The organism is Rhizobium sp. WSM1274, assembly GCF_025200775.1.
GTDB lineage: Bacteria > Pseudomonadota > Alphaproteobacteria > Rhizobiales > Rhizobiaceae > Rhizobium > Rhizobium leguminosarum_I.
In genome coordinates, this window is sequence record NZ_CP104142.1 from 21,271 (window position 1) to 33,378 (window position 12,108).

The 12,108-nt window shown below is 58.2% G+C and carries 11 protein-coding genes; 8 read left to right on the forward strand and 3 right to left on the reverse strand.

Annotation, left to right across the window (positions count from 1 at the left end; all coding sequences use genetic code 11):
* The first annotated feature begins 14 nt into the window (after positions 1 to 14).
* A complete protein-coding gene (locus tag N2600_RS33375; RefSeq protein WP_260299898.1) occupies positions 15 to 995 on the forward strand; it encodes a glycosyltransferase family 8 protein in 981 nt (326 codons plus the stop codon).
* Positions 996 to 1,089: 94 nt separating this feature from the next.
* A complete protein-coding gene (locus tag N2600_RS33380) occupies positions 1,090 to 2,079 on the forward strand; it encodes a glycosyltransferase family 2 protein (RefSeq protein WP_170257014.1) in 990 nt (329 codons plus the stop codon).
* Positions 2,080 to 2,313: 234 nt separating this feature from the next.
* Here the strand turns inward: N2600_RS33380 and N2600_RS33385 are convergent, their stop codons facing one another.
* A complete protein-coding gene (locus tag N2600_RS33385; protein ID WP_017969293.1) occupies positions 2,314 to 3,069 on the reverse strand; it encodes a LuxR C-terminal-related transcriptional regulator in 756 nt (251 codons plus the stop codon).
* Positions 3,070 to 3,605: 536 nt separating this feature from the next.
* Here N2600_RS33385 and N2600_RS33390 point away from each other — a divergent pair.
* From N2600_RS33390 to N2600_RS33415, 6 genes are read left to right on the forward strand one after another with little or no spacing between them, the layout of a single operon-like run.
* A complete protein-coding gene (locus N2600_RS33390) occupies positions 3,606 to 4,112 on the forward strand; it encodes an acyltransferase (RefSeq protein ID WP_017969292.1) in 507 nt (168 codons plus the stop codon).
* Positions 4,109 to 5,146 (forward strand): Gfo/Idh/MocA family protein, encoded by a 1,038-nt coding sequence (locus N2600_RS33395; protein ID WP_162116584.1) that lies wholly within the window; start codon positions 4,109 to 4,111, stop codon positions 5,144 to 5,146. Before N2600_RS33390 ends, N2600_RS33395 begins: the two co-directional genes overlap by 4 nt.
* Positions 5,143 to 6,246 carry a DegT/DnrJ/EryC1/StrS family aminotransferase gene (locus tag N2600_RS33400; RefSeq protein WP_260299899.1) on the forward strand — a complete coding sequence of 368 codons (1,104 nt, stop codon included), beginning with the start codon at positions 5,143 to 5,145 and terminating at the stop codon, positions 6,244 to 6,246. The genes N2600_RS33395 and N2600_RS33400 overlap by 4 nt, the downstream gene beginning before the upstream one ends.
* Complete coding sequence (locus N2600_RS33405; protein WP_260299900.1) at positions 6,236 to 6,955, forward strand: acyltransferase; 720 nt, start codon at positions 6,236 to 6,238, stop codon at positions 6,953 to 6,955. Before N2600_RS33400 ends, N2600_RS33405 begins: the two co-directional genes overlap by 11 nt.
* Positions 6,952 to 7,923 carry an NAD-dependent epimerase/dehydratase family protein gene (locus N2600_RS33410; protein WP_130698480.1) on the forward strand — a complete coding sequence of 324 codons (972 nt, stop codon included), beginning with the start codon at positions 6,952 to 6,954 and terminating at the stop codon, positions 7,921 to 7,923. The genes N2600_RS33405 and N2600_RS33410 overlap by 4 nt, the downstream gene beginning before the upstream one ends.
* Complete coding sequence (locus N2600_RS33415) at positions 7,920 to 9,137, forward strand: DegT/DnrJ/EryC1/StrS family aminotransferase (RefSeq protein WP_170260155.1); 1,218 nt, start codon at positions 7,920 to 7,922, stop codon at positions 9,135 to 9,137. The genes N2600_RS33410 and N2600_RS33415 overlap by 4 nt, the downstream gene beginning before the upstream one ends.
* A gap of 73 nt (positions 9,138 to 9,210) precedes the next feature.
* Here the strand turns inward: N2600_RS33415 and N2600_RS33420 are convergent, their stop codons facing one another.
* A complete protein-coding gene (locus N2600_RS33420) occupies positions 9,211 to 10,719 on the reverse strand; it encodes an O-antigen translocase (RefSeq protein WP_260299901.1) in 1,509 nt (502 codons plus the stop codon).
* Between the two features lie 79 nt (positions 10,720 to 10,798).
* The gene (locus tag N2600_RS33425; RefSeq protein ID WP_170257028.1) at positions 10,799 to 12,106 is read right to left on the reverse strand and encodes an exopolysaccharide biosynthesis protein; all 1,308 of its coding nucleotides are present in this window, start codon (positions 12,104 to 12,106) and stop codon (positions 10,799 to 10,801) included.
* Between the last annotated feature and the right edge of the window lie 2 nt (positions 12,107 to 12,108).

A 12,108-nucleotide genomic window follows, 5' to 3' on the forward strand; every position in this document is an offset into this window, starting at 1 on the left:
TGGTGCCGGGAAACATGAATGTGCATAGCATACGAACAGGAGCCGCCCTTGCGGGTGCAACACAGCGGTTGGGGCCCATCGTCTTTGCGGTCGATGCGGCCTACGCCGTTCCCTTGGCGACCGCTCTTAGATCGGTCGCCGAGAATAACCGAAGCGCATGGCCCTTGAACATCCATGTCGTTCACGAGGGAATAGGCGAAGAAACAAAGCGACTGATCTTTGATTCTCTGCCCGCAAATTCTGCGGTCATCCAGTGGCATCCCATCGCCACATTGTCCTTCGCAAGCGGATTTTCCACTCGCCCCGGCGTTTCGAGGATGACCTTCGCGAGACTCCTTTTGCCGCAGTTCCTTCCGCAGACCTGCAATCGGGCTCTGTATCTGGATGGCGACATCCTGGTCCTGACTGCGCTTGAACAGCTGTGGAATATCGATCTCGGCGAGGCAGTGATCGGCGCCGTGCCGGATTACTGGCTGGACAATGTCATGCGCAACGGACCAGGTGCAACCGGCGGCCCTCGGGTCGAACGTTATTTCAACGCCGGCATTCTCCTTATCGACCTTGAAAAATGGCGAAACGAGCGAATATCGGAACGATCTCTGGACTATCTCGACCGCTTTCCGACGTCGGAATATTCGGATCAGGACGCTCTTAACTTTGCTTGCGACGGAAAGTGGAAGATCCTGGACCGTGCCTGGAATTTTCAGTTCGAACCAACGCAGGCGATCACCCGCATCGCGCTCGACCAGAAGCTCGCGATCGTTCATTTCGTGACCAACGTGAAGCCCTGGAAATCAGGAAGCTTGAGCCCTAACGTCGCCTTTTACGATACGTTTCGGTCCCGGACCCGTTTTGCGCTTAGCCGTTGGGCGCGCGTTCAGAGTGGCCTTAAGCGTGCAGGCTCGCGGCTGCTTGCCCGATCCGCCTTGTTGAGAGCGGCATGGTCCTGCGCGAAATCGGCTATGCGAGCGCATGCATCGACGCCGCGCCAGTGAATCGCGGAGCGAGGAACGCTTAAGAGCGAAACGAAGCCGAGTTCGGGTTCCATGAAATGCTCCGAACGAAACGATTGCCTGCGGAGGAACAAGGTTGCAACGCGTTGATGTCGTCATTCCCTGCTACAACTACGCTCATTTCCTCGAGGAATGCGTTGGTAGTGTTCTTTCACAAGCAGGCGTCGATGTGCGCGTGCTTATTCTGGATGACTGCTCGCCAGACAATACGCCGGAAGTCGGAACGGCCCTGGCATCCAGGGACAAACGGGTCACCTATCGGCGGCACGCGGCAAACAAGGGCCACATCGCCACCTATAATGGGGGAATCGAGTGGGCGGGCGGCGACCTATTCCTGCTTCTCTCTGCGGATGATTATCTCTTGCCTGGCGCGCTAGGGCGCGCTTCCGAGCTGATGCGCAATCATCCGCATGTGGGATTTACGTTCGGGAACGCGCTCATAGCTGAACCGAGTGGCGTCAGTAAGCGCGTCGATCCTCTCGGCGACAATTGTGTGCCTCCTATGCAGGTCCTGTCCGGTCCGCAGTTCATACGGTTGAGTGGAGCAAACAACCTGGTTCCGACACCGACGGCCGTCGTGAGAACGACACTGCAAAAACAGGTCGGCGGCTATCATATGGAACTGCCGCATGCCGGCGATATGGAGATGTGGCTGCGGCTCGCATCACATGCCGGAGTGGGCTACATCAACGAAGACCAGGCAGTATACCGCAGACATGCTTCGAACATGTCGCTACAATACTATGGCCAAAGTATCCTTCCCGACCTCCGGCAACGAAAACAGGCTTTCGATATTCTATTTCGCCAAGGCGCTGAAAGCCTCAGGAAAGATGAGAAATTAAGACGTTTTCTTACCAGGGATCTCGGCAAAGAGGCGCTTCGGCTGGCGGGCATGGCATTTAATAATTTCGATGTTCCCACAGCCGCGGCTATTCAGCGTTTTGCTCTCGAGGTTTCTCCCGAGGTGCGAAATTCATTGCCCTGGATCAAGTTGGTCTGCAAGCAAACAATCGGCCCAAAGTACTGGTGCGCCTTGAATTCTATCGGGCGACGAGTTGCAGGATGAATAGGGAGGTCCGACCCAGGTCATCCGCAAGTACGCAAACGACAGTCGGGTGGTTGAGCGCTCGATCGCTACTCATGCCAAGATCGCGCCAAGATCGCGGGGGACGCGATGGAAGGCCCCCCGGTATCAAAAGACCCGGTGACGCATTCGCGCCACCGGGTGATTTGAGCAAGACATGGTTACAAGATACGAAAAGTTACCCCAACAACGATCAGTACAACACCTTACTCACGCTCATGCCGGAATACTGGTCTGGAACAGGTCGTTGAGCTTGAACACAACTTCCGTCCTATTCGTCGCTTTGACCTTCTTCATAATATTGCGAACGTGCACCTTTACCGTGCTTTCTCGCAGATTGAGCTCATAAGCGATAATTTTGTTCGCCTTTCCGCGTCGGAGCGCCTCCACGACTTCGACCTGACGATCCGTGAATATGCCGGAGAGCGGGCGGGCGGTCGAATTGCTCGAGTCCAGCAAGTGACGCATGGCGAACAGGGCGCTTGCAGGCACAAAAATTCCTCCTGCCACTGACAGCGCGATCAGCTCCATACAGACACTGACGCTGACTGAGGCGGGTATGAACCCTTTGGCTCCGTACTCAAGGGCCCTGACGATTTGGCCGAAATCGTCGCTATCAGCCAATACGATGAGTGGAGTCGATGTAAATTCTGACGCAAGCTTGCGGATTTGCTCCGAAACGGCCGGTTCATCGATCTTTTTGCCGCCGACGTTCAAGAGGATTGCCGAAAGCGGAGGATGTTCGTCGCGCTTCTGCTTCCACTCCTCAATTGATCCAAATGCCAGAATCTCCAAATCCGCCTTTTCGGCAGCCATGCATTGCGCCAAGCATTGCCTATCAAGTTCACGATTATCGAGAATGACAAGCGAATGCGTGTGCCTTGCCGACAGGTGCGCGTTATTTTCTATCTTAAGGGGAAGAGAGATGTTTTCCTGCCTGCGGTCTAGATTCGGTATAAGTGCTGAATTCACAGCTTCACCCTCCCTCTAACACGTTACGCCACTACGGCCCGAGTACCAACCCCTCTCAATACGGGGGTTTATGAAACTCTAAAGTAGGAATCGATTACCACAATTCGACGGGCGTTGCAGTAGCTAATATAGGTTAAGTACTACACAACTTCTATAATTGGATAAGAAAATGAAGATAAGCCTGAGTATAGACTTAGGTCTTACTGGGCCGATTGCTGGATAATCTCGCTTGTTACCCCACCGTTTGGCAATGAACCCCTAAATGCATGGAAACAATCGCTGTCTCCGGCGTAGGCGAGCCGACGAGTGCGAGAGGTACCCGCCACCAATGTTGGACAGGGCCATAAACCAGGACGTAAGTCATCATAAGTAGATACGCCTTTCGGCGGATAAGCTTAAACGATTTGTTTCTTTACTCAGATGAAGAAAACAATTCTCTTTGGAACGGAGAGAAGTATTTGTCCTGGATAACCTTGGACGCAATCGACCTTTGTTTAACTGAAAATCGGGCCTGTTATGAGTAGGGGTTTGCAGGGATGATTGCATCAAACGTCAAGCTGGGTGACGGCAGCGTCATTCACCATCGAGATCTTGTGAATCTCTACGGCTGCACGATCGGAGCAGGAACCCGCATCGGCACCTTCGTCGAGATTCAGAAGAACGTCATCGTCGGAAAAGACTGTAAGATCTCCAGCCATTCCTTCCTCTGCGAGGGCGTGACGCTGGAAGATGGCGTGTTCATAGGCCACGGGGTCATGTTTACGAACGACATGTACCCGCGCGCCGTCAATCCGGATGGCAGCCTACAGACGGAAGCCGACTGGATCCTCATCCCTACACTGGTCAAGCGCCACGCATCGATCGGCAGCAACGCCACCATTCTGCCTGGCGTGACCATCGGAGAGGCTGCCCAGGTCGGCGCCGGAGCGGTTGTAACAAAGGACGTGCCTGATGGCGCCATTGTCGCGGGCGTTCCAGCCAGGGTGATCGGTCGCGTCAATGACGGGCCAGTCGACATGTATGCGTTGGGAGGAATGAAATGATCGGAATCGCTGTTGTCGGGTATGGGTATTGGGGTCCGAATCTGGTTCGCAACATCTCGGAAGCGGCCGGCGCGCACCTCGTTTCAGTTTGTGATCTGAATGTCGAACGGTTGGCGGCTGTTAAAAGCCGGTATCCCGCGGTAACGATCACCGACAAGTTCGAGGAAGTCCTGCGCGATCCACGCGTAGATGCAATCGCCATCGCAACGCCGGTCTCGGCCCATTTCAAGCTCGCAATGCAGGCGATGATGGCCGGAAAGCATGTCTTCGTCGAAAAGCCGATGGCATCGACGACGGAGGAGGCCGCGCGGATGGTCGAGGAAGCCGCGCGCCGACGCCTCGTGCTGGCCGTGGATCATACGTTCGTCCATACCGGCGCCGTCCGCAAGATGCGCGAACTGGTCGAAAGCGGCCTGGGCGACATGTATTATTACGACTCTGTGCGGGTCAATCTGGGGCTCTTCCAGCACGATGTCAGCGTCATCTGGGATCTCGCCGTGCACGACCTCTCCATCCTGGACCATGTCCTGCAGGAAAGGCCGGTGGCTGTTTCTGCGACGGGCATGAGCCATGTACTCGGCGAGCCGGAGAACATCGCCTATCTGACGCTCTTCTTCGAGAGCAAGCTCATTGCCCACATCCACGTCAATTGGCTGGCGCCGGTCAAGGTGCGCCGAACGCTGATCGGCGGCAGCAACAAGATGATCGTCTATGACGATCTGGAGCCCAGCGAAAAGATCAAGGTCTACGACAAGGGCATCACGATGAACCCCAATTCTCAAGCCTACGGCGAGAAGGTGCATCAGATGCTGGTGGGCTACCGCAGCGGCGACATGTGGGCGCCCAAGCTCGACATGACCGAGGCGTTGAAGCGCGAACTGGATCAGTTCGTCGATTGCATCGAGCAAAACTTGCGGCCGATTACGGATGGCCAAGCCGGGCTGCGGGTCGTTCGCATCCTTGAAGCCGCAAGCCGATCGCTCGCCCAGCGCGGTCGTATCATCGAGCTTGAAGAGGCGAGGCGCATTGCATGATCCCGTTCCTGGACCTCAAGGCACAATATCAATCCATCAAGAGCGAAATCGACGCCGCCGTGCTCGGTGTCCTGGCCTCGGGGCAATATATACTGGGCGAGGAGGTCGCTCGCCTCGAGCAGGAATTCGCGGACTATTGCAACGTCACACATGCGATAGCCGTCAACACCGGGACGAGTGCCCTGCATCTGTCGCTTCTCGCGGCAGGCGTCGGCCCCGGCGATGAAGTCATCACCGTGCCATTTACCTTCGTCGCGACCGTATCGGCGATCTGCTACGCAGGTGCACGACCGGTGTTCGTCGATGTCGAGCCGGTGACGCTCACGATGGATCCGGCTCAGCTCGAGGCAAAGATTACACCGCGAACCAAGGCCATTGTTCCCGTCCATCTCTACGGTCAGATGGCCGATATGGACGCGATCAAAGCGATTGCTGACCACTGCCGGATACCGGTCATCGAGGACGCCTGCCAGGCGCACGGAGCGCAATATAAAGGCGCGCGCGCCGGCAGCATCGGCACATCCGGCTGCTTCAGCTTCTACCCCGGCAAAAATCTCGGCGCCTGCGGCGAGGGGGGTATCGTGGTCACGAACAGCGACGATCAGGCCAAGACGATGCGCATGCTGCGCGACTGGGGTCAGGAACAGCGCTATCACCATCTGCTGAAGGGCTTCAACTACCGCATGGATGCCATACAGGGTGCGATCCTGCGCATCAAGCTCCGGCATCTCGAAGCCTGGACCGAAGCGCGGCGCGCCCATGGACGCCGCTACTCGTTGCTGCTTGGCGGTTCGGCGAATCTCAGGACGCCTGTCGAAATCGCCGACCGGCGCCACGTCTATCACGTCTATGCCGTCAGAAGCCGCGATCGCGATCAGCTTCAGCGCGTACTGAGCGAAGAGGGCATTCAGTCCGGGCTGCACTATCCGATCCCGGTTCATCTGCAGAAGGCCCATGCCGACCTTGGTTACAAGGCCGGCGATTTCCCTATATCGGAAGCTGCCGCACGGGAGGTCCTCTCGCTGCCGATCTATCCCGAGATGCCGGCGTGGCACGTCGACCAGGTGGCCGCCGCGCTGGAGAACACCTATGTCAGCTAATCGTGCGGGCGAGGCCCGGATCGTGCAAGCGGTCCATGGCCGTCATGAAAGGCCGGCGGACCCTGCCTACCAGGCCGGGCTGGCCAAAGAACTCAGGCAGTCATACGGGCGCGCTGGCCTGATCGAGCTCTACGGTCGTTTCGCGACCGGTGACGGTGTCATCGATACTCTGATGCGAAAAGCCATCTGGCAAGCCATCACGCGGAGTTGTGGCACAGGATTGCAGGTTGCAGGCGGTGCCGGTTTCAAACATCCCGAGACGTTCGACATCGGCAATGGCGTCTTCATCGGGGCTCAGGCCTATATCCAGGGTCGCTTCGACGGCCGATGCAAGATCGGCGATAATGTCTGGATCGGGCCGATGGCCTATTTCGACGCTCGCGATCTGGTGATCGAGGATTCTGTCGGGTGGGGACCCGGCGCCAAGGTGCTTGGCTCGGCCCACACGGCACTGCCCTTGGATGTGCCGATCATTCGCACGGATCTTGAAATCAAGCCGGTACGAATCTGTGCAGAGGCCGATATCGGAACGAATGCAACCATTCTTCCCGGCGTGACCATCGGGAAGGGGGCGATCGTTGGAGCCGGGGCAGTTGTCGTTTCCGACGTCGAGCCGTTCTCGGTCGCCGCAGGTGTCCCTGCGAAATTCATACGTTGGCGTTCGGATAATGATCCGATGACGAACATGTCGCGTGAGGGAAGATCATGAGAGACAAACGGGTGCTCATTACCGGCGGTGCCGGTCTGATCGGCTCGCATATTGCCGATCTTGTCGCATTGGAAAAACCTCGCGAGATCATTGTCCTCGACAATTTCGTGCGCGGGCGCCGGGACAATCTCAGCTCGGCGATATCAAGCGCGCCTCTAAAGATCATCGACGGAGATATCCGCGACAGAGCGCTTCTGGCAAAAGTCTTCGAAGGCGTCGACATCGTCTTTCATCAGGCCGCGATCCGCATCACGCAATGCGCCGAAGAGCCACGGCTGGCTTTCGATGTCCTTGCGGAGGGCACGTTCAACGTTCTCGAAGCCGCCGTCACGGCGGGCGTATCGAAGGTCGTTGCTGCCTCTTCCGCCTCCGTTCTGGGGCTTGCCGAGAATTTTCCAACGACCGAAGAGCATCATCCGTACAATAACCGGACGATCTACGGCGCGGCGAAAACATTCAACGAGGGGCTGATGCGTAGCTTTGCGGAGATGTACGGCCTGCGCTACGTCGCGCTGCGTTATTTCAACGTCTATGGGCCGCGCATGGACGTTTACGGTGCCTATACGGAAGTTCTGATCCGTTGGATGGAACGCCTGATGGCCGGGATGCCGCCCCTCATCTATGGGGATGGTAGCCAGACGATGGACTTCGTCGATGCACGCGACATCGCCCGCGCAAACATTCTGGCGGCCAAAAGCGATGTCACGGACGAAGTGTTCAACGTCGCGAGCGGCAAGGAAATAAGCCTGCTGGAACTCGCGAAGATGCTGAGCGACATTATGGGTTCCTCACTCGAACCGCAGCACAAAGAGGCCCGCACGGTCAACGGTGTGACCCGTCGCCTTGCCGATATCAGCAAGGCCGAACGGCTCCTCGGCTTCAAGGCGGAGATCTCCATGGAGCAAGGGCTTCGTGATCTCGTCGCCTGGTGGCAAATGCAGACCAATGCAGGGGGGGCGGCTGCATGAGCTCATATCAATCCACAATTCCGGTCGCCAAACCCGTCCTCGGGGAGGAGGAGGCTGAGGCTGCGCGCCGCGTTATTCTGTCGGGATGGGTGACGCAAGGGCCGGAAGTCGCGGCTTTCGAGCGTGAATTCGCCGCCTTTGTGGGCGCCGCGCATGCTTGCGCCATGTCCAATTGCACGACCGCGTTGCATCTGGCCCTGAAGGCGGTCGGCATATCCGCCGGTGATGAAGTCGTCACGGTCAGCCATTCTTTCATCGCGACCGCAAACGCGGTTCGCTACTGCGATGCGGTGCCTGTTTTCGTCGATATTGAAGAAGATGGTTACAACATCGAAGCCAGTCTGATCGAAAGGGCAATCACGCCTCGCACCAAGGCAATTCTTTGCGTGCATCAACTCGGCATGCCTTGCGATCTCCGCGCCATCGTTGAGATCGGCAAGCGCCACCAGATACCGGTCATCGAGGATGCAGCCTGTGCGACGGGAAGCGAAATCCTCTGGGACGGCCGTTGGGAAAAGATCGGCAAAGCGCATGGCGATATTGCCTGCTTCTCCTTCCACCCCAGGAAGGTCGTCACGACAGGCGATGGCGGCATGTTGACGACGGCCAATCCCGAATATGATCGGAAATTCCGGCTCTGGCGCCAGCATGGCATGAGCGTCACCGATGCCGTTCGTCACGGCTCGAAACAGGTCATCTTCGAAGACTATGACGAGTTGGGTTACAATTACCGGATGACCGATCTTCAGGCGGCCGTCGGACGCGAGCAGTTGCGGCGGCTGCCGGAGTTGGTTGCCCAGCGCCGGCTGCTTGCCGAGCAATATTGCGAACGTCTGTCGACGATTGCCGGGCTTTCTCTGCCGGCCGAGCCGCGCTGGGCTCGCAGCAACTGGCAGAGCTTCTGTGTGAGATTATCCGATACGATCGACCAGCGGGCCGTCATGCAGGCCCTGCTCGATCAGGGGATCTCGACCAGGCGCGGGGTGATGAACATTCATCTGGAGAAAGCCTATTCTGGTGAGAGCTCCCACCGCGCTGCCACCAGCCTGATGCGAAGCGTATCTGCGCAACAGCAAACGATAATCCTGCCGCTTTATGCCCAGATGACCGTGTCTGACCTGGACCGGGTCGTGGAGGCCCTTCGCGCAGCCCTTGCGGAAGCGACCGTCGGAGCCGCCAGCGTGCAACGTGCCATGGATGTCGCTGTCGCCTGAACCCGCATTTGCCTGACGTAGCAATTTGCATAGCAAAACAATGCGCGTATCGCGGGATGCGCGCATTGTTTCGTTATGCTGATTTGGTGATCCATCCGCGGATGGGTGCTGGCACGGACTCTGGCGGAAGCAGGTCGATCAGCATGCGCAGCGAATAGAGCCCGCAGAGAGCGACGGCGACGAAGCCAATCACCGTCGCCGGCCATAGCGGCAAAATCGAGAACATCAGGAATACCAGTCCCGATGCGGGCAAGAAAAGCAGGGCGTGTCTGCGATTGGCGGCGGACCAGCGAAAACCGGTCAGCTTCCGCACGATCACATAGATCAGGATGCTGTGCCAGACATAGAGGCCAAAAAACGCCCTGCCGGCTCCTTGCGTACCGAGCAGCGATACGAAGAGCCAGGCAAGCCCCACATGCACGATTGCCGCCGCAACCTCCGTCCAGAAGAAAATCGCCTGGGTACGCTTCGCCACGACGATGAAACCCATCGGCCAGGAAATAATCCGCAGCATCATTCCAAGGCAGATCCAGCGCAGAAGATCGACTGCCCCTTGAAATTCCGCCGAATAGAACAGACTCATCATCAGCGGCGCAAGCGTCAAGGTGCCGAGCAGGCCGGGGCCAGCGAGCAGCATGCTGATTTCCGCCTGTTCATTGACCAGCCGATTGCATTCGGCATTGTTCTCGGCTGCCGCAGTCAGGCGCGGATAAAAATCCGTCCCCATCGCCTGCAGGATGAAGCTGGCATAGAGACCGCCAAGGCCCCAGGCCGCCTGGTATAATCCAGCCGCCATGACGCCGCCCTCCTTCAGCACGATGAGGCGGATGGCATAAGCTGCGCCGAAGGTCAGAAGCCCGCTTGCCATGAAGACGAAGCCGAGCCTGAGCAGTGCCGACACTTCCCGACCGAACTGGCGCGTGGGCATTGGCGAGGGATGCGGGCAGATCCGCCGGCTGTACCACCAGGTCGGAAGGATTGAAGCAGCCGCAATCACCACGAGGGACGGTGCGATCGCCTGCAGGCCGAACAGATAGATCAGCGGGATGCTGACAGCCGTGCCGATAAGCCCGGCAAGCACGTTGATACGGGCAAGATCGGCAATGCCGCGCAGGCCCTGGATCAATGCAGTCTGCCCTGCAGAGACCAGTCGAAAGAAGATTGCCAGCGACAGCAATGCAATCGCACCGGCATGCTGGTAGCCGCCGAAAGTGAAATTTGAGACCGGGAATGCCAACGCGGCGAGAAGGAGCGCACCAAGCAACCCGAGCACCACCGATATGCGTCGCAGCACTGTTGCCGATCGTGCGATCGTTTCTGCGTCCTCGGTGCCAGCAGCTTCGGCAATCTGGCGCACGCCACTGCTGCCCACACCAAGCCCGGCAATCGCCTGCGCGATATCGAGGATCGACCCGTAAAGGCCCATCAGCCCCACGCCTTCCGGCCCAAGCAGAACAGCCATGGCTTTGTTTCTGACAATGCTGAGTGCGACGTTGACGAGCGAAGACCCGCCCATCAACATCGTCGATTTGAGGATCTGGGTGTAGGTCGAACTGCTGGGTGGGGTCATCCTCAAAGTCATCGGAAACCCTGGCCGTTTATCCCGGGCCAGCGTTCAATCGCCCGCCGCGGGCTCGATTGCAGCACATGCATTTTGCGGATCACCGGCTTACCTGACTGACATGCGCCTCTGTCTGAACAGGCAGCGCAGCGGCGTCCTCGGACAGCGCATCGGCGCTGCGAGCCCGCGTTACCCTGACCACGTCGCCCGGCACCAACTCGGTCGTTTCGGCGGCCTGGAATTGATTGACCTGTCCCTTGTCCCGCCGGCTCACAATGAACGTCAGCGGCAGGTCCTCACCACGGTTATTCGCCCTAGCGCCGTTCGACAGTTCTTCGAGAAGCAGTTGTTGCGTGGTGTCGCGCTTCAACTTGAGCTGATCGAGAGTGGCCTTTTCCGCCTGCACCTCTGAAGCCACCTCGCTGCGGCGAGTGTCGGAAAGTCCCTCGAGATTTCGCGTCGTCTCGTTGATCGCCTGGCGGCCCCGCATGATGGCGGTGACCAGGTCGAGCCGGTCGGAGCGATAGGTGGTGAGCAATCGTTCCAGATCCATCTGGCGTGAGGTGATCGTGAGGCCCTTCTGGACCAGCGTCTTCACGCTCGTCAGTTGCTCTTCGACCGATTGGATATTGTCATCCGAGCCTTTTAGCTTTTCTTCCAGCGTGTCGATTTCTGCCGTCAAGAGATTGCGCAATTCGACGAGGGCCACCGACTGCTTGTCCAGCGCGTTTGCACGCGCCTGAAAAATGACCCGCTCCTCCTGGTAGATACTCTCGGCATATTGCTGATCGGTAGCGGGCGGCTGATCGAAGACGATCTCCTTCGAGCCGGCCATCTCCGCTTGCAGCCGCGCGAGCTTCGCCGAACTGCGTAGCAGCGAATGGTCGATTTCTTGCAACTCGCCGGCAAGCTTGATCGTCTCCGATTGCTGCTGTGCCGCAGCCCGCAACGGGCCGCCGCTCATGGCCAGGGATTGCAGGACGCTGAGGCCGGAGTGAAATTTATATTGTCCCGGCGCTGTCACGTCTCCGACGACGTAAATGGACGGATAGTCGAGAACGTCGATCGTCACAGCAGGTGCCTGGGCCAAACCCATCTTTGCCTGAAGGCGCTTGGCAATCTCGTTGGTGAGGCTCGTATTGTCCAGTCCAACCGGCTGCGGCCCCAGAAAGGGCAGGGAGACTTCACCTGCATCTGAAACCGTATATTCGCCGCCAATCGCATCCCATCGCTCAAACTGGCCCTTGGACGGCATCCATTGGACGACCGTCAGGCGGATTTTCGTTTGCGGAGCCAAAGGGGCGCTATCGGCGAGAGCCGGCGACACGGCCCCGGCAAGAAAGACGAGTGCGCTGATGACAAACGTGGCGCGAAAGAACGGGTGAGGGGCACGGTGCGATAGATTCATTA